General features: G+C 62.2%; 19 protein-coding genes and 1 tRNA gene. 14 read left to right on the plus strand and 6 right to left on the minus strand.

What is annotated here, in order from left to right:
- Positions 1–75 precede the first annotated feature (75 nt).
- Together guaB and ACR65N_RS04940 are read right to left on the minus strand one after the other, a co-directional pair.
- Positions 76–1569: an IMP dehydrogenase gene (gene guaB / locus ACR65N_RS04935; protein ID WP_440455978.1), complete on the minus strand. Its 1494-nt coding sequence runs from the start codon at positions 1567–1569 to the stop codon at positions 76–78.
- 194 nt (positions 1570–1763) lie between these two features.
- Positions 1764–2768 carry an MBL fold metallo-hydrolase gene (locus ACR65N_RS04940; RefSeq protein WP_440455979.1) on the minus strand — a complete coding sequence of 335 codons (1005 nt, stop codon included), beginning with the start codon at positions 2766–2768 and terminating at the stop codon, positions 1764–1766.
- A 197-nt stretch (positions 2769–2965) separates the two neighbouring features.
- Between ACR65N_RS04940 and ACR65N_RS04945 the strand changes: the two genes are divergently transcribed.
- A complete protein-coding gene (locus tag ACR65N_RS04945; RefSeq protein WP_440455980.1) occupies positions 2966–4378 on the plus strand; it encodes a DHA2 family efflux MFS transporter permease subunit in 1413 nt (470 codons plus the stop codon).
- Here ACR65N_RS04945 and ACR65N_RS04950 read toward each other — a convergent pair whose 3' ends face one another.
- Together ACR65N_RS04950 and ACR65N_RS04955 are read right to left on the minus strand one after the other, a co-directional pair.
- On the minus strand, positions 4379–5176 hold the full coding sequence (locus tag ACR65N_RS04950; protein ID WP_440455981.1) for an RlmE family RNA methyltransferase: 798 nt from the start codon (positions 5174–5176) through the stop codon (positions 4379–4381). It abuts the gene before it with no gap.
- Positions 5173–6786 carry a Ppx/GppA phosphatase family protein gene (locus ACR65N_RS04955; protein WP_440455982.1) on the minus strand — a complete coding sequence of 538 codons (1614 nt, stop codon included), beginning with the start codon at positions 6784–6786 and terminating at the stop codon, positions 5173–5175. The genes ACR65N_RS04950 and ACR65N_RS04955 overlap by 4 nt, the downstream gene beginning before the upstream one ends.
- Positions 6787–7029: 243 nt before the next feature.
- Here ACR65N_RS04955 and ACR65N_RS04960 point away from each other — a divergent pair, with 243 nt between their 5' ends.
- The 10 genes from ACR65N_RS04960 (at position 7030) to ACR65N_RS05005 (ending at position 16556) form a co-directional block, all read left to right on the plus strand.
- The gene (locus ACR65N_RS04960; protein WP_430305872.1) at positions 7030–7242 is read left to right on the plus strand and encodes a hypothetical protein; all 213 of its coding nucleotides are present in this window, start codon (positions 7030–7032) and stop codon (positions 7240–7242) included.
- A 415-nt stretch (positions 7243–7657) separates the two neighbouring features.
- A tRNA-Gln gene (locus ACR65N_RS04965) sits at positions 7658–7731 on the plus strand.
- 1305 nt (positions 7732–9036) lie between these two features.
- A complete protein-coding gene (locus tag ACR65N_RS04970; protein WP_440455983.1) occupies positions 9037–10518 on the plus strand; it encodes an AfsR/SARP family transcriptional regulator in 1482 nt (493 codons plus the stop codon).
- Positions 10519–10528: 10 nt separating this feature from the next.
- Positions 10529–11554, plus strand: coding sequence for a phosphatase PAP2 family protein (locus ACR65N_RS04975; RefSeq protein WP_440455984.1), 1026 nt, complete (start codon positions 10529–10531; stop codon positions 11552–11554).
- A 152-nt stretch (positions 11555–11706) separates the two neighbouring features.
- Positions 11707–12210 (plus strand): hypothetical protein, encoded by a 504-nt coding sequence (locus ACR65N_RS04980; RefSeq protein WP_440455985.1) that lies wholly within the window; start codon positions 11707–11709, stop codon positions 12208–12210.
- 68 nt (positions 12211–12278) lie between these two features.
- The gene (locus ACR65N_RS04985) at positions 12279–14027 is read left to right on the plus strand and encodes a vanadium-dependent haloperoxidase (protein ID WP_440455986.1); all 1749 of its coding nucleotides are present in this window, start codon (positions 12279–12281) and stop codon (positions 14025–14027) included.
- A gap of 59 nt (positions 14028–14086) precedes the next feature.
- On the plus strand, positions 14087–14449 hold the full coding sequence (locus tag ACR65N_RS04990) for a hypothetical protein (protein WP_440455987.1): 363 nt from the start codon (positions 14087–14089) through the stop codon (positions 14447–14449).
- A 21-nt stretch (positions 14450–14470) separates the two neighbouring features.
- A complete protein-coding gene (locus ACR65N_RS04995) occupies positions 14471–14845 on the plus strand; it encodes a hypothetical protein (protein ID WP_440455988.1) in 375 nt (124 codons plus the stop codon).
- Between the two features lie 10 nt (positions 14846–14855).
- Positions 14856–15764 (plus strand): hypothetical protein, encoded by a 909-nt coding sequence (locus tag ACR65N_RS05000; protein ID WP_440455989.1) that lies wholly within the window; start codon positions 14856–14858, stop codon positions 15762–15764.
- 441 nt (positions 15765–16205) lie between these two features.
- Positions 16206–16556, plus strand: a complete 351-nt coding sequence (locus tag ACR65N_RS05005) for an AraC family ligand binding domain-containing protein (RefSeq protein WP_440455990.1) — start codon at positions 16206–16208, stop codon at positions 16554–16556.
- A gap of 183 nt (positions 16557–16739) precedes the next feature.
- Here ACR65N_RS05005 and ACR65N_RS05010 read toward each other — a convergent pair whose 3' ends face one another.
- On the minus strand, positions 16740–17558 hold the full coding sequence (locus ACR65N_RS05010; RefSeq protein WP_440455991.1) for a bifunctional allantoicase/(S)-ureidoglycine aminohydrolase: 819 nt from the start codon (positions 17556–17558) through the stop codon (positions 16740–16742).
- A 448-nt stretch (positions 17559–18006) separates the two neighbouring features.
- Positions 18007–19440, minus strand: a complete 1434-nt coding sequence (locus ACR65N_RS05015) for an aldehyde dehydrogenase family protein (RefSeq protein ID WP_430305875.1) — start codon at positions 19438–19440, stop codon at positions 18007–18009.
- Between the two features lie 601 nt (positions 19441–20041).
- Here ACR65N_RS05015 and ACR65N_RS05020 point away from each other — a divergent pair.
- The 3 genes from ACR65N_RS05020 to rpsU all read left to right on the plus strand — a co-directional run bounded on the left by ACR65N_RS05020 (position 20042) and on the right by rpsU (position 20932).
- Positions 20042–20251 (plus strand): cold-shock protein, encoded by a 210-nt coding sequence (locus tag ACR65N_RS05020; protein ID WP_430305876.1) that lies wholly within the window; start codon positions 20042–20044, stop codon positions 20249–20251.
- A 115-nt stretch (positions 20252–20366) separates the two neighbouring features.
- Entirely contained in the window at positions 20367–20645 is a 279-nt protein-coding gene (locus tag ACR65N_RS05025; protein WP_440455992.1) for a cold-shock protein, read from the plus strand.
- A 47-nt stretch (positions 20646–20692) separates the two neighbouring features.
- On the plus strand, positions 20693–20932 hold the full coding sequence (rpsU, locus tag ACR65N_RS05030; protein ID WP_430305878.1) for a 30S ribosomal protein S21: 240 nt from the start codon (positions 20693–20695) through the stop codon (positions 20930–20932).
- The last annotated feature ends 3 nt before the right edge of the window (positions 20933–20935 follow it).

Consider the following 20935-nt stretch of genomic DNA (forward strand, 5'->3'; position numbering starts at 1 on the left):
TGATCGCCGGCTCTCCACCATAGCGGGGGGCCTACGGCTGGCAATGGTGCCGGCCGCCCCGGCGAAAGAGAATTATCAGGCGCTGACGCCCGGATAGTTCGGGCTTTCGCGGGTGATCGTTACGCCATGCGGATGGCTTTCGCGCAGGCCGGCGCCAGAAATGCGCACGAAGGTCGCCTTTTCCTGAAAGTCCTTGATGTCCTTGCCGCCCACATAACCCATGGCCGCCTTCAGGCCGCCGGCGAGCTGATGCAGGACCGCCGAGACCGGACCCTTGTAGGGAACCTGGCCTTCGATGCCTTCCGGCACCAGCTTCAGCGTGTCGCGCACTTCCGCCTGGAAGTAACGATCGGCCGAGCCCCGCGCCATGGCGCCCACGGATCCCATGCCGCGATAGGCCTTGAACGAACGGCCCTGGTAGAGATAGACCTCGCCGGGGCTTTCGTCGGTGCCGGCCAGAAGCGAGCCGACCATGACAGCCGATGCGCCGGCAGCGATCGCCTTGGCGACATCGCCGGAAAACTTCAGGCCGCCATCGGCGATCACCGGGATGTCGTGCTTATTGCCTTCCTCGACGGCCGCCATGACGGCTGCCAGCTGCGGTACGCCGACGCCGGCGACGATACGCGTGGTGCAGATCGAGCCCGGGCCGATACCGACCTTGATGCAGTCGGCGCCGGCATCGATCAGCGCCTTGGTGCCTTCCGAGGTGGCGACATTGCCGGCGATGATGCGAATGGCGTTCGACATCTTCTTCACCTGAGCGACGGCGTCGAGAACCTTCTGCGAGTGGCCGTGGGCGGTGTCGACGACGATGACGTCGACGCCGGCATCGATCAGCCGCTCGGCGCGCTCGCGGCCGTCGTCACCGGTGGAGATGGCGGCGGCGACCCGCAGGCGTCCCTGCGCATCCTTGGCGGCATTCGGGTTCAGCTGCGACTTCTCGATGTCCTTGACGGTGATCAGGCCAATGCAGCGGCCTTCGTTGTCGACCACCAGCAGCTTTTCGATGCGGTGCGAATGCAGCAGGCGCTTTGCTTCGCTCTGCTCGACGCCGTCGCGCACCGTGATGAGGTTCTCGCGGGTCATCAGCTCGTAGATCTTCTGGCTGGGATCCGAGGCGAAGCGCACGTCGCGGTTGGTGAGAATGCCGACGAGGCGACCGGGGCGGCCGCCGTTTTCGACCACCGGAATCCCCGAAATGCCGTGCGACTTCATCAGCGACAGCGCATCGGCAAGCGTCGCATCCGGACCGATGGTGACCGGGTTGACGACCATGCCGCTTTCGAACTTCTTCACCTGGCGGACTTCTTCGGCCTGCTCGACCGGCGTCAGGTTGCGGTGGATGACGCCCATGCCGCCGGACTGTGCCATCGCAATGGCAAGGCGGCTTTCGGTGACGGTATCCATGGCCGAGGAGAGGATCGGCAGCGACAGGTCGATATCGCGTGCGATGCGGGTGGCGATGTTGGTCTGGCCCGGCATGACTTCCGAATGTCCGGGCTGAAGAAGGACATCGTCAAAGGTGAGCGCTTCCGCTCCGGTTGCCGAAACTACGATGCGTGCCATTGCCAATTCCTTCGTTCTTGAAAATGCGCGGAACCCCCGGAACGAAAATCCCGCCCGGTGCGTCGCGCAATAAATGCGTGGAAGTTGGCGAGGGCTGGTAACACGTTCATGACACGATGGGAACAGAAAAAACCCGAAGGGCTGTCCCTCCGGGTTCGCATGGCTTCGTCAGAGGCTCGCCGCCACCGCTGGCGCTAGATGTCGAACTGGTAGGTCTTCGGCACGAACCGATAGCCGGTATCAAGCTTTTCCGCGTAGCCGACCGACGGGAACGGCATGTGGTAGCCGAGGAAGGCGACCTTGTCGGTGGCGATCATGTCGAACACCTTGCGGCGGCTGGCGGCGGCAGCCTGCTTGTCCATGTCGAACTTCACCTCCCAGTCCGGCCGCTGCAGCGACAGGACATAATGGTTGGCGGTGTCGGCCGTCAGCACCAGCCGGCGACCGGCGGATTCGACGTTGTAGATCATGTGGCCAGGCGAGTGCCCGAAGGCGGCCATGCCGGTGATGCCGGGAACGACGGTGGCGTTATCGCCGACGAAGGTCATCTTCTCGGCGAGCGGCTTGACGTTGGCAAGCACCGCCTTGTGGCCGCCCTCGGCAGCGGTGCCGGCGCGCTCGGTGCTGGCCCAGAAATCATATTCCCTCTGGCCGGTGATGTAGCGTGCATTCGGGAAGGCCGGCTTGCCGTCTTCCATCAGCCCGCCGATGTGATCGCCGTGCAGATGCGTCAGCACGACGATCGTCACGTCCTCCGGGCGATATCCGGCAACCGCCATGCCTTCGGCCAGGCGGCCATTGCCCTGGCCCCGACCGGCAGCGCCAAAGCCGGTATCGAACAGCACGACGTCGCTGCCGGTATCGATCAGCGTCGGCGAGAAGGAATTGACGAAGTTGTCGGCGGGCAGGAAATTATCCTGCAGCAGGGCGCCGACATCCTCCGCGCTCTGGTTGGTGCCAAACGTCTCGTTGGGCTTGCCGGACGGCCGGGCGCCGTCCTTGATGACCAGGACGCGGTAGTCGCCGACCTTGAAGCCATGAATGTCCGGTGGTGTCTTTGCTGTCATCTGTGTATCCGTTGCGGGTTGAGACGTACTAACCTGTGCAAATGCGCGACCGCCGAGGATCGCCGGCGCGGCCAAGAGACCCGCCCCCGCGGAGCCGAGCAGCGTCCGCCTTCCCAGTTCAAACTGTGCCATTCCAACCTCCACTCGCGGGACCGCCGCCGCGTCTGTTTCTTTTACCGGTCGCTGGCGAAGATATGCGCAACGGCGGCGACGAAAACGTTTCTCACGTAGACGTGATGCCGAGACGACGGTGGCCGATAAAACCGGTGGTCTCGCGTGCCAAGCAGGCGTAGGAGTGTCAGCCTTCCGATGCACGAAGCCTGCCTTTCATGAACCGAATCGTCCCGCTCATCCTCGCCGTCGCGCTCTTCATGGAGCAGATGGATTCAACCGTCATTGCCACCGCGCTGCCGGCCATCGCCACCGATCTCGGTGTCGGGCCGATCACGCTCAAACTGGCGCTCACTTCCTACATGGTGGCGCTGGCGGTGTTCATCCCGGTCAGCGGCTGGATGGCCGACAAGTTCGGCGCCAAGAGCATTTTTCGCCTGGCGATCGTCGTCTTCGTCATCGGCTCGATCCTCTGCGCCATGTCCTCGTCGCTCCTCGAATTCGTGCTGGCGCGCTTCCTGCAGGGCATGGGCGGCGCGATGATGACGCCGGTCGCCCGGCTGGTGCTGCTGAGGACGACGCAGAAGCGCGACCTGGTGTCGGCGATGGCGCTGCTGACCATTCCAGCCCTGGTCGGCCCGCTCACCGGACCGCCGCTCGGCGGCTTCATCACCACCTATTTCACCTGGCACTGGATTTTCCTGATCAACGTGCCGGTCGGCGTGATCGGCATCTGGCTTTCGACCATCTACCTTCCGGAGATCGAACGCCGCGCCTCGCCGCGGCTCGATCTAGTCGGCTTCCTGCTGATCTCGGTTGCCGCCGCCGGTACGGTGTTCGGCCTGTCCGTCGTCAGCCTGCCGGCATTGCCGCCGGCAATCGGCATCGCGACGACCGTGCTCGGCATCCTCTGCGGCATCCTCTATGTCCGCCATGCGGCCCGCCACCCGGCGCCGATCCTGAAGCTGACCCTGTTTCGCAACGAAGCCTTCCGCTCGGCGATCACCAGCGGCACGCTGTTTCGCATCGCGACCGGCGCCGTGCCCTTCCTGATGCCGCTGATGCTGCAGCTCGCCTTCGGCATGACGCCGTTCCAATCGGGCCTCACGACGTTTGCCGGCGCGCTCGGGGCGCTGACCGTCAAGTTCGTCGCCCGGCGGCTGTTTGCCGCAACCGGGTTCAAGGTGACGCTGATCGGCGCCAGCATTGCCGGTGCCGCGACGACGGCGGTCAACGGCTTCTTCACCGAGGCGACGCCGCAGGTGATGATCATCCTGTTCCTGTTCGCCTCGGGACTTGCGCGCTCGATGTTCTTCACCGGCACCAACGCGCTCAGCTATTCGGAGATTGAGGATGAGGAAGCCAGCCAGGCGACGTCGATCAGTTCGGTGATGCAACAGGTCAGCCTGGCGCTCGGCGTCTCGTTCGCGGCCTTCGTGCTGGAAGCCTCGTCCTACCTGTCGGGCTCGCATCTCGAGCTTGCCGACTTCCACCTGGCGTTCTTCCTGGTCTCGGCGATCTCGCTTGCCGCATTGCTGCCGCTGATCCGGCTGCCGCCGGGTGCCGGCGCCGGCGTCTCCGGCCACCGCCGCTACCAGCAACAGCAGGCCGGCGAAGTGCCGGGCGAATGATCAGCCTTCGTCGTCCTCGTCCGGATAGCGGGGGCGATGATCGGTGCTGTCGTCGAGCGGATCCAGCGGGTCTGTCGGGCGATGCAGTTCTTCGCGGTAGCTTGGACCTTCGGCGCCCGGCTTGCGGCCCTTGAACCCCTTGGCAAGCAGGAACATCTCGACCGATTCGGAGCGCGACGAGGCCGGCTTGATGTGCAGGACCTGGCGGAAATTCTGCTTCAGCATGTTCAGCAGATCCTTTTCGGTTCCGCCCTGGAAGGTTTTGGCCAGGAAATGGCCGCCCTCGCCCAGCACCTCGACGGCGAAATAGGCCGCCACCTCGCAGAGATGCATGGTGCGCAGGTGGTCGGTCTTCTGGTGGCCGGTGGTCGGAGCCGCCATGTCCGAGATGACCAGGTCGGGCGTGCCGCCGACGGCTTCCATCAGCTTTGCCGGCGCTTCCTCCTCGAGGAAGTCGAGCTGCAGGATCTTTACCCCCGGCAGCGGCGCCATCTCGAGAAAGTCGATCGCCGCGACGCGAATGTCGCCGTCGGTCGAACCGGTGACCTTGGCAGCGATCTGCGACCAGCTGCCCGGCGCTGCACCAAGATCGATGATGCGCCGCGCGCCCTTGAGGATCTGGTGCTTCTCGTCGATTTCGAGCAGCTTGAAAGCGGCGCGCGCACGGTAGCCTTCGAGCTTGGCGCGCTGCACGTAAGGGTCGTTGATGTGGCGTTCGATCCAGCGGCGCGACGACGCCTTCAGCTTGCCCTTCTTGACCTTCTGGCCGAGCTTGCGGCCGATCGGCGTCTTTGTCATCGGCGTATCTCCAACGTGCTGTGGTTGCCGCCATCGGCCGGCCGGCGCCGCATGCGCCGCCAGACGCCATCGTCGGCCATCATGTCTGTGAGCAGTCCCTCGCGCAGGCCGCGATCGGCGACGCGCATGCGCGTGCTCGGCCAGCGGCGGCGGATGGCCTCAAGGATGGCGCAGCCGGCCAGCACCAGATCGGCGCGGTCCGGACCGATGCACGGATTGGCGGCACGGCCTTCGAAATCCCAGGACAGCAGCTTTGCCTGCATGGCGCTGACCTCGTCGTCGGTCAGCCAGAGCCCGTCCACCTTGCGCCGGTCATAGCGCGGCAGATCCAGGTGAACGCCGGCAAGCGTGGTGACCGTGCCGGAGGTGCCGATCAGGTGAAAATCGGCGTCGACTCGGCCATGCTGTTCGCCGACCGGCGGGCAGTCAAAGCCTTCGAGCATGGTCTCCACCTCGGTGACCATGGCGGAGAACACCGCCGGCGTGACATCACGACCGCCATGGCGTTCCGACAGGGTGACGACGCCGACCGGCAGCGAGGTCCAGTGGGTGATGTGGTTGGCAAGCCGGCTGGAGCGGCTGTCGCTGATGCGGATGACGGCGATTTCCGAGGAGCCGCCGCCGATATCGAACAGCACCACCGAACGGGCCTCTCGGCCGACCAGCGACGAGCAGCCGGAGACGGCGAGCCGCGCTTCGGTTTCGCGGTCGATGATTTCCAGCTGCAGGCCGGCTTCGCGGGTGACGCGCTCCAGAAACGCCTCGCCATTGGAGGCTGCGCGGCAGGCTTCGGTGGCGATCAGCCGCATCTTGCGGACCGGCCGGTTGGCGAGCTTGGCGGCGCAGATCTTCAAGGCTTCGACGGCACGATCCATCGCCTCTTCCGACAGACGGCCGGTGGCGGCAAGGCCTTCGCCGAGGCGAACGATGCGCGAAAAGGCATCGACGACCCGGAACTGGCCAGGCCGAGTCGGCTGGGCGATCAGCAGCCGGCAATTGTTGGTGCCAAGGTCGAGCGCCGCGTAGAGATCGTCCGGCGCACGGCGCCGGGCCTGTTCGGCAATCTCCGCAGCCTGATGCGACCTCGACCGTTGATCATGGACGCCAGCCCTGGCACCGGGTTTGGCGATGATTGCCGCGCCGTTGGCACCGCGGGCCGTGGGCGGATTGCCCGAGCCGTGGGCTGCCTGTTGGGAGTGTGCGCTTTGTGGCTTGCCGGCCGGCGGCTTGGCAGACGGCACCAGAGGCCGCCCCTGCAGGCCGCGACCCTCGCGGTTCTTCTTGTTGCGGCCGCGCCGCCGACCGCTGCCGGAAGGACGCGGCTCTCCCGGATCACGGCCAGGCGTTGCTGCAGAACCGCGAGACCCTTCGGCGGACTGCGTGTCCGCATTGGCTCCGGAGCGCATCCGGTCGGCGTGCGCCTGATCAGCATCTGAGCGTCCGCCCCGCTCTTGCCCTGCCTCAGGCCGAGCCACTTGCCGCTGGGACCGATCCTCACCAACTGCTCCGTGCGACTGGGCCAAGGATCTCTCCGCCGAAGCCTGTCCCGAAGCCGCCTGCCCCCCGTTGGAAGCGCCGGCATGCGGATGCGACGCCGGCCGCTCGCCCATATGGCCGCGGTCGCGCTGGTTCGAACCCGCATCCGACGACGATCCGGAAGGTGCGCCATTCTGGCGTCCATTCCGCGGCTTTCCGGAGCCGGCAGGGGTATCACCAGAAACCCCGCGGCTCTGGCGATTCGGGCCCGAGTCGTTCTGTTCCGACTGATTCTCGCCAGCCAGGTGCGAGGCCGCCTGGTTCGGGGACGCCTGTTTCGGGTCTAGCGGCTCACCGGCTACAGGATTATGGGCGGCATGGCCGTGACCGCCCTTGCGGTCGCCACCACGCGACCGCCGCCGCTTGCGCTTGCGGACGGGGCTATCGTCCTGTCTGGCGTCGGGGCGTTGCGGATCGCGGGCTTGCGCCGCTTCCGCTCCACGCGCAGCCGTGTCGGCGGAAGGCTGTTTGCCGCTCCGCTTCGCCTTTCGGCGACGGCCGGGCTTGCCACCCGGTCGCCCTGCTGCTGACGCCCCGCCTTCGGGCGGCTTTTCGCCGCTGTCGGGGTTCATCAAGGGTCTTTTCCATCTGGCCGCGCAAGAGCAACGAGGCTCGCAGCGGCTCTATCTGTTTCGTTGCCATGAAGATAACAGCCGCAGGCGGTTTCGCCAATGGGCTTTGTCACACACGGAAATGCCACGTTGCCTGGGCGAGGATCACGACGCCGGACGACGCGACAAAGGCCTGCGAGAACCGCGCCGCAGCCGCTTGCCGAACCAGGCCGCGCGGCCCCGCGAAAAAGTCTTCCTTGGGCTCTTGATCGAGGATTGGAATCTGGTACAAGGCGCCCACGAAGCGGTTGGGCAGCGACTTTTGCGCGTTGCCCCTCTCCTTAAACCGGGAGATCCAGCCGCACCGATCCGTCAGCCTCCGGGCACGGCAGATTGGGGAATAGTTCAATGGTAGAACGACGGACTCTGACTCCGTTAATCTTGGTTCGAATCCAGGTTCCCCAGCCAATTCTCCGCAGCATGTCGCTAGAGCTGACAGAACGCAGGAAAAGCTCAAAACAATTCAAACGCTCGCGCTGAGGTCAAGTTGAGCAAACTGCCAAAGTCGCAGAACGCCGCGATCTTGAGGCTGCAGTCTGCCCTCGCCAGTTCCATATTTACGGTTCGAGAATGCCGCATCGGCGCGGATCGTAAAGCATCGAGTATGCGGACTTGCGCGGCTCACAGCGTGATCATGATTTGCCGCTGGGACCTTTGCTCTGCACTAGGCGAATTCGTTCACCCCTCGTATTGCGGTCATGTCAGTTTCAGCAGATTGCCTTGCCGCTGGCCAGTCCAAAATGCGAGAGACAGGGGGATGCAGGTGGCGCGGTGGGCCAACTCGAAAGGCAGCCTCATCAGCATCCATCCACACCTGCTACGCCCAAGATCTGCGGTATAGACGGCCACCCTTCTTAAACGATTGGACACCACGAGGCCGCGGCCTGCTGCCCAGGACGGAATTCGCGCCAGCACCTGCCATCCGCAGTCGGCCTGCCCGCCGGAGGCCTTCGACCGCTCGTCGCGCCATGCCATGAAGATCGAGCGCGTCCGTCGAGCGCCGACAAGCGGCAAGTGGCGAACTTCCCTTTGATAACCTTGATCAGCTTGACGTAATCTACTTGGGTGTGCGGTGCTAGGTCATCCCAGTCGACCGGATTCTCATCATCTGCCAGAACTGGAGCGATGGTGTTATTGGGCATGAATAAGGCCATCGCATTCGGGGTGACCGGCCTGTAGCGAGCAATGAATGCTCTGAGACTATGATGACGAGTATTTATTGCGGCTTACCAAAATGTGCGATTGCTACCCCTCATTGCTGGACTATGTTTTCCAGAGCCTTCTGATTAAAGTTAATCGCCATGGCTCCCACATCCATTTCGACTTGCTACGGTTCTTCTACGTTTACTGACGGAATATTTCGATTTACATCAATAATGATTCGATTGCCGAAGTTCAATCTGTGGCGACTGAGAAGTTGTATAATTTCCGGGAAATAAATCCTGCGACTTCTCGATCCGCACCACCTTTTATCTTCCTCCACTTGATACTTTGCAGAATTTAGTCGATGTTACTTCCGACGGTTGCACAACACGCCAAAATTTGAATTCCCTCTCGTCGTATTTCGATTGAGCCCGCTGACCTCAAGCCGACGAGTTCTCTATGCGATCATCGAAGCCATTTTCAGTTAAGGTTCTAGGCGCGTTCGATGTTGTCGATCGCAATGGGCGTTCGATTCGGCCAACAGGTCGAAAGGACTGTGCACTCATCGCGATGCTTGCACTGACGCGAAATCATCGTCAGACCCGCACTTGGCTTCAGGACAAGCTATGGGGGGATCGCGGCCCAGCCCAGGCTGCAGCGAGCCTGCGGCAATCATTGACGACTCTGCGCGATCTTTTCAATCGGCATATCGAAGTGTTGTTCACCGACCGCACATGGGTCTGGCTGGACGCAACGCACGTTGATTTCGATCATGCCGTGTGCGGCGCAAAAGGCGAAGTTCTTCGCGGCTTCGATTTGAGAGAAGAAGGGTTCAACGACTGGCTGCGTCAAAGCCGACTGGAATTCTCCGAGCGTGACACACGGTGGGGTTTGCTGGAGGCGCCCGCGGAGCCTGACCGGCGGTGGTATCTCGAGCTCATGACCCACAGCTCCGACGAGCCCACCCTGACCGACATATGCGAGGTTGTAAACGCAGGACTTATGGAGGCCCTAGCTGTCATCGGGCTCCATCCGGTGCTCGGGAGCCGAGGCGACATGGCTTCCCGTCCGCCGCGCGCAACCGACATGGTCGTGCGAACACGCGCGCTCAAAGCGGGACTGGGCGCCATTCTCTCCGTTTCCGTCACGGATGGGTTCGGTGCGCTCAAGTGGCAAGTACGTCGGGAGATCGAACCTAGGCGATGCAAGGAGTTGCATGCCGTTCAGGTCGAAATCGTACAAATGCTCCAGGACTTCGCGGCGCGAACGGAAGCGGGAAGTCTCAGTGGTGCGCGCTGGAACGCGCATTCGAACGGATGCCAGGCGCTAATGGGCATTCTGGTGCCGGGCTCCATGGCCTTGGCTGAGATCGTCAAATGCAGCGAGGCAGCAATCGCCGCCCAAGAAAAGGGCGTCTACCACGCCGTTCTCGGTTTCGCGCATCTGCTGCTTTACGGGGAACGGGAAAGGCTGTCGGCACCAGATCTGGACCAGATCATGGAAAGCTTTCGCACGTCACTTCGATTGTCGCCGGAGAATGGTCTGTGCCAAGCGCTCGCGGGACACTGCCACGGCTATCTTCTTAGGGATCTCGAGCGAAATGCCTCAATGACGCGCGAGGCGGTCAGGCTTCTGCCGAACAGTAGTGCTTGTTGGAGCTTTCATGCGGTGTCGCTCGTCTATCGCGAACGCTATGACGAGGCAGTGTACGCCGCCTCAAGAGCGGTTTTTCTCAGTCGAGGGACCGCACTGGCGCCGCTCGCACAGAGCATGGAATCTTTCGCCAGATTGATGACCGGGGATACGAATGGTGCCATCCGCGCTGGTGAGGCTTCGCTCGATGGCATCATTTTTCGACCGACAGTCGTTGACCTGATGACAGCCTATGCACAGGCCGGCCGGCTGAAAGAAGGGCGAGAGAAACTGGACCTGCTGATATGCCGCGAGCCCAACCTTTCTCTAAATCTTCTGAAATCTCAGGACTATCCTATCATCAACCCGGCACACCGGGCAGCGGTCGTCGAGGCGGCAACCTTGCTCGGTCTCAATTGAAAGAGGAGCATTGGCATTGAAACTCGTTCCGTTCGGTGCCTTGCACCAGGATTATCAAGCCTCGCTTGCCGGTCTCTTCACGCCCATGAAACGCTGGCCGAGCGGCGAAGGCGCCTATCGCACGTTCCTGCAGACATGGCTGGACGACGTCGCAAGCAATATCTGGCCAACCTGGCAGGGGAAGCAATGGGTCGGAGCCGCTGCTGCGAAAATGGAGGCGGCAACGAAGGCCGAGCTGGACCTTGCCGTGGAACTCTATCACGGAGGCGGCAATGCGTTAGGTACCCTCGAAGAGGTGCCAAACACCCCGGTGCCGGACGACGGCAATCCGAGGACACATGAGTGGCACTACAAGATTGAAGACGCACTGGTTTTGGATGTGAAGTTTCGTTTCATTCCGCCCTCCGGCGGACAGACGGCGAGCTTCAATTTTCAGGCCAGCGATAAAATCGGATCCAACTATCTGCTCTATGACCCCAGATACGACACCAGCCGTTTCGAGACGCTGTTTTGGGATGGCGTTCAGACACGGCAGCCGTCCATCTGGGACATTAAGCAGTATTTCCAGAGGCCGCGCCCATGGATGACCGCCACGGGTCTTGGAGTCGATGGCTTTCGATGGATCGTCGCCGGCGGCACCTTTGTCACGCATACCGGCATACACCCGTCTCTGCTGAGCGGACACTGTATCCAAGGAATCCTCGGCGGCTGCAGCTTTTATCAGGCGCTCCTGGACGATGGCGTCGCCATCGACGATGAGAGGTTGCGAGTGATCCGGCAGTACATGGTCGACTGGGGCGACCGGCGAGTCTTTGCTGGCGTGCACTACATGACGGACAACATCGCGTCCTGGACCCTGGCCCGGCGCCTGATCCCCCACCTGTTCCAGAACTCGCAGCCGGTGGAAGAATTCGCAGTTCAGGCGATAACCGAACATAGCCAGGTGTTTGCTGATATCGTCAAGCATTTCGATCCGGGCAGCGCCGCGCGCCAGATGCTCCTAACTGACTTTCCCGAAGCCAATGGGACGAACTGACAAAGGGCTGGAAGTCCGCCCCCCAATAACAATGATTGGTTAGCACATCGAAGCACGGGAATTACCGAAACTTTAACGCTGGTTTCACGATGACTTGATTCTGCGCTCACGGTCGAGGCGCAGAGTTCCGGCAGCACAAGAGGAGGCTGCCGATGATCACCGAGACCTTTCGGGTCGCAATGCTCAATGCTCTTCGCACTGGGCCCTATGCCACTCCTTACCAGACCAGTCCGCCTGTCCCCGAATGGCTTGTTGCCGCCAGGAGCGGCCCCGGCGGGACCTATCTTTTCATTTCGGACACAGCAACTTCCGTGGAGGGCGACACCAATTCGGCACCGGAAGGCTTAAGCGAACAAAACTCGATCGTGGCAATCCTCGCCGAAGACCGCGCCGACGCCCTGCAGTTTCTGATGGTACGTCATCTGCCGACGACCGTCACCGTCCCCGGCCGATTCTTTCCAGCAGATGGCATGGTCGAACTGCGTAAGGACGGCACACGAATGCGCCTGACCGCCTTCGGCCGGCATGCGCACAGCCGTGGCTCCATTGATGGCCAGACCGTGCTCTACGACACCCCGCATCCTGCACCCAACGCCGAAGGCGCGCTCAACTGGCACTTCGCGGCCGAGGAACGGCCGTGGGTTGGCGCCGGGTGAAAGGGGGGGTGCACCAGAATACTTCCTCGTCGACTTGCGCAACCGACCAACCACCCATGGAGAGACCAATGCTTGTTCTACCCGATATCGACGAGCCCTCGGGGCTCAACACCTTTCCGGTCCTGTACTGGAACCATGCCGGGCTGCAGATGAACCGGATCACCCATTCGCTGGGCGGCCCGCAGGGCGGCCCGACAATGAGCTCCCGCGCCCTGGGCCTTCTGCATCTTGCCATGCACGACGCCTTCTTTGGGGTGCTGAACGACACCGCGAACCCGTCGATGTGGCTGACCGCCGCCAATCGTCCGAAGCTGCCCCATGGCCTCGTGGCAGACCTTACGACTGCCAATGCGGCACTGACCGGTGCAGCGATCACGATGTTCGATCGGCTGTATTGCACTGCAGGCAAGGTCTCCGACGAGGCGACCAAGACGTTAAGGAGCGCATTGCGTGACTTGAAGCACGGGTACAAGGAGCCCATCGACACCAACTTCAAGGCGTATCGCTACGGCGTGGACATCGCTGAGAAGGTCCACGCCGCGCTTGCGGTGCTGCCCAACGAGCCGGGGGCCGGTGAGGGTAGCTACAAGCCCAAGGGAGGCCGCTACCGCTTCGACGACGAGCCGCTGAACCCCATCCGCCTCATGGATATTGACCCCAACGATCCGAGCAAGGGGAAAACAGCGCAACACGTGTATCACGGCCCCTTCTATGGCACGACGGTGGAAACCTTTGCGGTCACGGATCCGAATGGCCACCGCATCGCAAACTGGCCAGAGCCGCCAGACCCGAAATATGAGGCTGCCCTGAAAGAAGTACACCGCGTGGGTGGCGCGGCGTCTTTGAATAGCACTGAACGAAGCGCGGACCAGACCGTCGCCGCCTACTACTGGGCCTATGATGGTGCAAACCTGATCGGCACGCCGCCACGCCTTTACAACCAGATACTGCGTGAGATCGCATGGGCCAAGAGCAACCCGGCGGACACCGAACTCGACAGGAGCAAGGAATTCGTTCGGCTCTTCGCGCTTTGCAACGTCGCGATGGCCGATGCGGGAAAGTTCGCCTGGGCCGAGAAGTACCGCCACGATCTCTGGCGCCCGCTGTCTGGCATCCGCCAGCACGACGTCAGCGCCTTCGAGGCCGATGGTGGCAGTGCCCAAGTCGTGCCGCCGGCCGATCCGTTCTGGCTTGCTCTGGGCGCGCCCGAAACGAATTCCAACAAGCTCAGTTTCAAGCCGCCGTTCCCGGCCTATCCCTCGGGCCATGCGACCTTCGGCGCCGCCTGTTTCCAGATGGTACGGCTCTACTATGCTTCGATCGGCACCGCGAAAGTGGACAAGAATGGTCCCGACGACATCGCCTTCAGCTTCGTGTCCGAAGAGATGAACGGCGTTAGCCGCGATCTGCATCAGCCGCACGAACCGTCCAAGAAGATCGAGGATCAGCCGGGTCTCGTGCGGACCTATGTCAAGCGCCAATTTCCCTCGCTCTGGCATGCGATCTGGGAGAATGCTTTCAGCCGGATCTGGCTGGGCGTGCACTGGCGCTTCGATGCCTTCGACTATGCGGACACCGGAAATGGTCCTGACGCCGACGGCTACGACACCTACAAGAACCCGGCGGAGGTGAGCTATTCACACGTCTGGACAGCAACTCGTAACGCCGGCGACCCGCTTCCCGTCGGCGGAGTGCCCCTTGGCCTCGGTATTGCCAACGACATCTTCGGCAGCGGCATGCGGCAGCAAGGCGGGGCGGTGCCTCTTGTACGGACCTTGCCCCAGGCGAGCAAGATCAGCAACACGACGTTCCGCTGAACCCGCCATCGGCGCCCCCAACCAGTGGGGCGCCCCCGCGCCCGAAGGAGTGCACTCCCATGATCGTCGCCCACGGCATCTTCATCCCCGGCCCCCCGCATGTCCTGCGCGGCGGCTTCACCATCCGCGAAGACGGCGGCGCCCTGCTGTTCGAGACCAATGCGGACTTCTATTTCGATGGCTCGCCCGCACCTGGTTTCGGCTTCCACACCGGGATCCCTACGAGTGCCGGCGACCTCGCCCTTCGCGCCAACATGAGCCGGACTCGGTTCCTGGACCTGCCGGGCAACGTGGTCGAGATCCGGGGCCAACACGCCGGGCCGATTCCGCCGGCGATCGACCTCGGCGCCTACGACGCGCTCGTGCTGTGGTGCTTCGAAACCCCCTTCATCCTTGGATATGGGACACTCGAGCGCCTCTGACCCCTCGGAAAAGGAGACACCATGCCAATCATCGATGACGCAGCCACCTTCGACCGCCTCGGGCGAGAGCAGGCGATCCGCGTGGCGACCTCGCTGGCACGCATCCTGAACGGTTCGCAACTGGTCGACTTCGACCTCGCTGCCGTAGGCGACCCGCAGCGAAATCTGCTCTTCGAACTGGTGTTCTTCGCGATCGCAGGATTTGAGAGCAGGCGGGCAATCGAGGACGGTGAGGGACAGTATTTCCCACGCCCGGCCTTCCAGGTGCAGGCCGTCGATCCCTTCCAATCGGTCACCGAGCTAACCCTCATCCTCGGCGGCCGCCAGATCCATGGACATACCGATGACCTCGAGTTGGAAGAAGCGCTGAACCGCGCCCGCAGCAACACTCAATAGGAGAACCACCATGCTGTTTTCCGCTGCCATCGATACGGCCATCGGCCTTCTGATGGTCTACCTGACCCTTAGCCTGATCTGCACCAGCATCAACGAGGCCATCGCGGGCCTGTTGCGGCTGCGGGCTCGCAACCTGTTCAACGAGGTGTCGCGCGCATTGAACGACACGAAGCTGCGCAATGCCTTCTGGCAGAGCAGCCTAATACACAGTCTATCGCGCAGCCGTGTCCAAGATGTAAAGAACAAGAGTGCCGTGAAGGCCGGAGAAGCACCCAGCTACTTAGATCGCCGGGATTTTGCGCGTGCGCTGATCGCGGCGCTGCGCAGCATCGACGGATCGAAAACCGATGGCAACCAACCCCTGAATTTTGCGGCCCTCACGGAAAAGATCGACGAGAACTCCCTTCTGGCACACCTTCTGACAGCTCTTGGGATCGATGCAACCTTCACTATAGAGCAAACCAGGAAGGCCCTCGGGGACTGGTTCGATCAGGTGATGGAGCGAGCCTCAGGAGTCTACAAGCGATGGATGTCGCTGCTGTCTTTTGGGGTCGCGTTGGCGTTAACTGTCGCCATGAACGCCGACACCTTGCAGATCGCCCGCACTTTCTGGCAGGACGATGGTCTCAGGGCGGCAGTCGTTGAGTCCGCCGTGCGTCTGCCCAAATCCTCTTCCGACGTGTCACCCGCTTTGCCCGATCTCGCACAGGTAAAGGACTTTCTGCCTTTGCCACTTGGCTGGTCGATGCCGGCGTTGTTCGGCGAGTCCCTGAACGTGCTCTTGCCCAAAGGGCTAGGCCTTTTGCTCACCGCCTTTGCAGTGACCCTCGGCGCGCCGTTCTGGTTCGACCTGTTGTCGCGCTTTGTAGCCATTCGCAACAGTGGCCAGCCGCAGAGTAAGAAGAGCCCGGATGATTAAGGACGGCTATGTATGGTTGATCGCTGGCTGGACAGTCGGTGGGCGCTCAGCCGAACAAACCAGCGGAAATAATTGCCGATATGACCTCCAGTTGACTGATGCCCAGAGCCAGGGCACAAAGGTGGCATCCACGGTCACTCGCGATGGGAAAACAGAGGGGAATTCAAGGCTTATCCGCTAAGCTATTGAAATCATGTGAGAATCCAGGTTCCTCAGCCAATGCTCCTGAAAAGCTCTTAGTTCCCTGATTTTCCAGTCGTGCCGGATATCGTTTTCGCATCATTGGCGACCTGAGGCCGGTCTGCGAGATGCCGCAAGAGCGGACGAACGAAACCTCCGGCGTGTCAACTCCTCCTCGTGACCATCCCGCGCCGAACTTGATCGCGCTTCAGGCGTTGACGGTCGCGGGCTGCCGAATGCCTGCAGTCGAGGAGGCATGCCATGAGGGTTCTAAAGTTTGCCGTTGCAGATGCATCATTCGAGCGATCGCCAGGGCAGGATGGCGAGGTGTTCGCCGGCAACGTCATCGACCAGCGACACGGCGGGCCGGTGACCATAGGCTTTGGCCGCTATGGCCCGGAGCAGAGCATCGAGGAGACGCTTGCCGTAGACGATACGATGGTGATCCTCGAGGGACAGCTCTCGGTGTCGACGGACGCGGGCACCGTCACCGCCGGCCCGGGCGAAATCGTCTACATGCCGAAGGGTGAAAAGGTCACCATCCGGTCGCACGCCCAAGGTGCCGTGACAGCCTACGTCACCTACCCGCACTGGCAGGCACCGGAGGCCTAGCCAGTTCGACCCGTGCGCGGACAGGAGATAAGCGGCTAAGGAACGAGAGCATGGCGAGGAGCGACTATCCTTTGACGCCGACCCATGGCCGCCTGCCTGCTACGTGTATGAAGCCTGCAACGGCGACGGCTGCGCACTGGGTCGACGGCCTATCGCAGGTCCGCCGGATCCGTTCCGCCTCGCCTACCAGAGGTCGACGTGACGGTTGACGTCCTTGTAGAGCAGGTAGCGGAAGCGGCCTGGGCCGCCCGCATAGCAGGCCTGCGGGCAGAAGGCGCGCAGCCACATGAAATCACCTGCCTCGACCTCCACCCAGTCGCGATTGAGGCGATAGACGGCTTTTCCTTCCAGCACGTAGAGACCGTGCTCCATCACATGCGTTTCCATGAACGGGATGGTGCCGCCAGGCTCGAACGTGACGATGTTGAGGTGCATGTCGTAACGGACATCGGCCGGATCGATGAAGCGCGTCGTGCCCCAGGCATCAGTACCCGGCATCAGTGAGACCGGGTGCTCGTCCTCATGGGTGAAGATCGCTGGTGGCAATTCCAGTCCATCGACCTTCTTGAAGCGCTTGCGGACCCAGTGGAATCTTACCGGGCGGCTGCCTGTGTTTGCGACGCTCCAGACGGAACCGGCCGGCAGGTAGGCGAAGGAGCCGGTGCGCAGCGACTGAGGCCTGCCTTCACACGTGATGGTCATCTCGCCATCGACGACGAAGATCGCTGTTTGCGCCAGTGGGTCGGGCTCGGGGCGGCCGCTGCCGCCGCCCGGTTCGATCTCCATGATATATTGGGCGAAGGTTTCCGAAAAACCGGTCATCGGGCGTGCAATGATCCAGGCGCGGGCGGCATTCCAGTGCGGCAGCAGGCTGGTGACGATATCGGTCATCACCGTGCGCGGAATGACCGCGTAGGCTTCGGTGAAAACGGCCTTGCTGGACAGCAGTTCCGTCTGGCCCGGAAGGCCGCCCATTCCCGCATAAAGCCGTGTCTTCTGCATGCCGTCACTCCACTGCGCTCGCGGACCGCCAACCGGCCGCACCCCTTGTTCGTCTCTTATCGCCGTGTCGCCAGCCTGCCAACGGAAAACCAGCCACTCGAACCAACGGGGCGAACCGGGCGGGCAGATCAGCAGTGGCGCGGCGCCGGGGAATTGTCTAGGAGAGGCCAGATCGTTGAGGCAGGAGCCTCGGACAGCCCCGCTCGCAGCTGAGCCGACAATCCGGCCTTCACCGCGGCGTGGAATTTCATTGATCGGTGCAGCTTGCGACCGAATGGCTGATGCCTATGCCGACCTTTATCGCGGCATGCTGGACCGGCACCAGACCGACGGCTGACAGCCGTCCCGCTTGCTGCCGGCGAATGAAAAGCCGGCGAGTTCTCACCCGCCGGCTGCATGTTCAGATGGGGAATTGGGCATAGCCCAGCCATACGGCTGGGCTATGCGATCAGGCCTGGGTGTAGGCGGTCTTCACCACAGTGAAGAATTCCGCCGCATACTTGCCCTGTTCGCGCGAGCCGAAGGACGATGCCTTGCGGCCGCCGAACGGTACGTGGAAATCGACGCCCGCCGTCGGCAGGTTGACCATCACCATGCCGGCTTCGGAATTGCGCTTGAAGTGCGTCGCGTGCTTGAGGCTGGTGGTGGCGATGCCGGCGGACAGGCCGAACGGCGTGTCGTTGGCAACGGCCAGCGCCTCGTCGTAATCCTTGACGCGAATGACGGCGGCCACCGGTCCAAAAATCTCCTCGCGGCAGATGCGCATGTCGTTGGTGGCTTCGGTGAACAGCGTCGGGGCGAGGTAGAAGCCGGGTGTCTCGCGCTCGATGCGTTCGCCGCCGAATGCCAGCCGGGCGCCTTCGCCCTTGCCGATATCGATGTAATCGGTGTCCTGCTTCAACTGCTTCTCGTCGACCACCGGGCCGATATGGGTGCCGGCCTTCAGGGCGTTATCGACGGTCAGCGACTTCAGCCTGTCGGTCAGCGCCGCAACGAACCGGTCGTGGATGCCTTCGGTGACGATGATGCGCGACGAGGCCGTGCAGCGCTGGCCGGTTGAGAAGAAGCCGGAATTGGCGGCGGCTTCGACGGCGACGGTGAGATCGGCATCGTCGAGCACGACCATCGGGTTCTTGCCGCCCATTTCCAGCTGGAACTTGCGGTTATGCTCAATGGACGCCATGGCCACGCGCTTGCCGGTGCCAGTGGAGCCGGTGAAGGTGATGCCGGCGAGATCGGGGCTGTCGAGCATCGTCTGGCCGACGACCGAACCGCGGCCCATCACCAGGTTCAGCACGCCCTTCGGCAGGCCGGCCCGGTGCAGGATGTCGACGATCGCCCAGGAGCAGCCGGGAACCAGGTCGGCCGGCTTGAAGACGACGGTGTTGCCGTAGCAGAGCGCAGGGGCGATCTTCCAGGCGGGAATGGCGATCGGAAAATTCCACGGGGTGATGATGCCGATCGGACCGAGCGGCTCGCGGGTGATCTCGACGCCGATGTTGGGGCGCGCCGAGGGCACGACCTCGCCGGTCAGCCGCAGCGCCTCGCCGGCGAAGAAATCGAAGATCTGTGCGGCGCGGACGGTCTCGCCGATGCCTTCCGGCAAAGTCTTGCCCTCTTCGCGCGACAGCAGGCGGCCGATCTCGTCCTTGCGCGCCATGATCTCGTCGGCGGCCTTCTTCAGGATCGCATGACGCTCGAGGATGCCCGAGCGGGACCAGGCCGGGAAAGCGGCCTTGGCGGCGGCAATCGCCGTGCGCGCATCTTCGGCCGAGCCTTGCGCGTAGAGGCCGACAACGTCCTTGGTGTCGGACGGATTGATGTTTTCCGACGCGTCGCCGCCGACCCAGTCGCCGGCGATCAGGTTCTGATGAATGGTCATTGTGCCTCCCTTGGACAAACGTCCGAGCGTGATCTTCTAAAGCCAGGCAGCGCAACATCCGCCTGTTCGAAACGCGTGGCCCCAATGGCCGCTGACGTCATCGGCTTCCGACGCTTACCGCTCCTGCAAAAGGGAGGTGCGCCCGGAAAGAACGACGCGCCCGTTAAAGCAGTTGGCAGCCCCCGGGATCAAGAGGCGTTCGCCATATCTCTTCCCCTTCTCCTTCCATGCCTGTAGAACGAGGACATAGATCGATCCGGCGCGTTATAGGGCCTCTTCGGCTGGCCGGTGGCGGCAAATCGGCAGCATCCATGGCATGATTCGAAGACGCCCAGACGACAGACCAGGGCAAGCGAAGAAATCCCAATCACTCTGCGCAAACAGCGGCTTAGAGAAAAGCAAGATCATCAATTCGGCAGTTTTGAGAAATTTTATTTTCAAACATTCTTGCATTCTTCAGTGAAACGGCTAAATTGGGCTCATCGAACTTGGTCGTGACTTTGTCCGAGAGCTAAGGCGCTCTGTCAGATTTCCTTTCAAACATCGATCCCGTGCGCAGTCGCCGCGGGAAAACTTTCAACGATTTGATTAGGAGATCGTTATGAATACGGGCACCGTAAAGTGGTTCAACAGCACCAAGGGTTTTGGCTTCATTCAGCCTGATAACGGCGGCGCGGACGTTTTCGTCCACATCTCCGCTGTTGAGCGTGCTGGCATGCGCGAACTCGCAGATGGTCAGAAGATCAGCTACGACATCGTGCAGGACAAGCGCTCGGGCAAGAGCTCGGCAGACAACCTGCGGGCTGCTTAATTGTTATTCGCCGATGCCGACCACGGATGTACTGGCGGCGCATCGGTTTGAATGACTGGAAGAGGTCGGGGTAACGCCCGGCCTTTTTGTTTTGCATCCGGAACCGGAGAAAGACATGGGCGCACCCAGCTTTGCCGTCGGCGACACGATCGTCCTGAAAACGGCCCAGAGCGGGGTCCCGAGTGGCAACTGCCGCATCTCCGCCGTTCTGCCTGCCGCCTACGGCCACGTGCAGTATCGCATTCGGTTCGATGGCGAAACATTTGAACGTCGGATCGTTGAGTCCGACATCGATCGAGAGCGCTCTACGCGCTCGGCACACGTTGAAAAGACCGTCTCGCCCGCCAAGGGCAGGTCGTGGCTCAACCCCACGTCCATGAAGATCGGCAAATAAGCAACGAAACGCACAATGGCCGAGTGGCCGTGCCCAAAGGAGATGTTTTGCAGGTTCTAGTCAGAGACAACAATGTCGACCAGGCACTTCGGGTGCTGAAGAAGAAGATGCAGCGCGAAGGCGTCTTCCGTGAAATGAAGGCCCGCAAGTCCTACGAAAAGCCGTCCGAACGCCGGGCGCGCGAAAAGTCGGAAGCGATCCGCCGCCAGCGGAAGCTGCTTCGCAAGAAGATGCAGCGCGAAGGACTTCTGCCCATGCCTAAGAAGGCCGTTCGCCCCGCCCGTTGATGG

Source organism: Rhizobium sp. SAFR-030 (assembly GCF_059415005.1).

What these genes read in the sequence shown, in the direction of transcription:
- ACR65N_RS04990 (WP_440455987.1), top strand. Translation starts at nt 14,087, where the DNA reads ATGATCGTCGCCCACGGCATCTTCATCCCCGGCCCCCCGCATGTCCTG.
- guaB (WP_440455978.1), bottom strand. Translation starts at nt 1,569, where the DNA reads ATGGCACGCATCGTAGTTTCGGCAACCGGAGCGGAAGCGCTCACCTTT.
- ACR65N_RS05015 (WP_430305875.1), bottom strand. Translation starts at nt 19,440, where the DNA reads ATGACCATTCATCAGAACCTGATCGCCGGCGACTGGGTCGGCGGCGAC.
- ACR65N_RS04945 (WP_440455980.1), top strand. Translation starts at nt 2,966, where the DNA reads ATGAACCGAATCGTCCCGCTCATCCTCGCCGTCGCGCTCTTCATGGAG.
- ACR65N_RS04985 (WP_440455986.1), top strand. Translation starts at nt 12,279, where the DNA reads ATGCTTGTTCTACCCGATATCGACGAGCCCTCGGGGCTCAACACCTTT.
- ACR65N_RS05025 (WP_440455992.1), top strand. Translation starts at nt 20,367, where the DNA reads ATGGGCGCACCCAGCTTTGCCGTCGGCGACACGATCGTCCTGAAAACG.
- ACR65N_RS04950 (WP_440455981.1), bottom strand. Translation starts at nt 5,176, where the DNA reads ATGACAAAGACGCCGATCGGCCGCAAGCTCGGCCAGAAGGTCAAGAAG.
- ACR65N_RS04980 (WP_440455985.1), top strand. Translation starts at nt 11,707, where the DNA reads ATGATCACCGAGACCTTTCGGGTCGCAATGCTCAATGCTCTTCGCACT.
- ACR65N_RS04940 (WP_440455979.1), bottom strand. Translation starts at nt 2,768, where the DNA reads ATGGCACAGTTTGAACTGGGAAGGCGGACGCTGCTCGGCTCCGCGGGG.
- ACR65N_RS05020 (WP_430305876.1), top strand. Translation starts at nt 20,042, where the DNA reads ATGAATACGGGCACCGTAAAGTGGTTCAACAGCACCAAGGGTTTTGGC.
- ACR65N_RS04955 (WP_440455982.1), bottom strand. Translation starts at nt 6,786, where the DNA reads ATGGGCGAGCGGCCGGCGTCGCATCCGCATGCCGGCGCTTCCAACGGG.
- ACR65N_RS04970 (WP_440455983.1), top strand. Translation starts at nt 9,037, where the DNA reads ATGCTTGCACTGACGCGAAATCATCGTCAGACCCGCACTTGGCTTCAG.
- ACR65N_RS05010 (WP_440455991.1), bottom strand. Translation starts at nt 17,558, where the DNA reads ATGCAGAAGACACGGCTTTATGCGGGAATGGGCGGCCTTCCGGGCCAG.
- ACR65N_RS05005 (WP_440455990.1), top strand. Translation starts at nt 16,206, where the DNA reads ATGAGGGTTCTAAAGTTTGCCGTTGCAGATGCATCATTCGAGCGATCG.
- ACR65N_RS04960 (WP_430305872.1), top strand. Translation starts at nt 7,030, where the DNA reads ATGGCCGTGACCGCCCTTGCGGTCGCCACCACGCGACCGCCGCCGCTT.
- ACR65N_RS05000 (WP_440455989.1), top strand. Translation starts at nt 14,856, where the DNA reads ATGCTGTTTTCCGCTGCCATCGATACGGCCATCGGCCTTCTGATGGTC.
- ACR65N_RS04995 (WP_440455988.1), top strand. Translation starts at nt 14,471, where the DNA reads ATGCCAATCATCGATGACGCAGCCACCTTCGACCGCCTCGGGCGAGAG.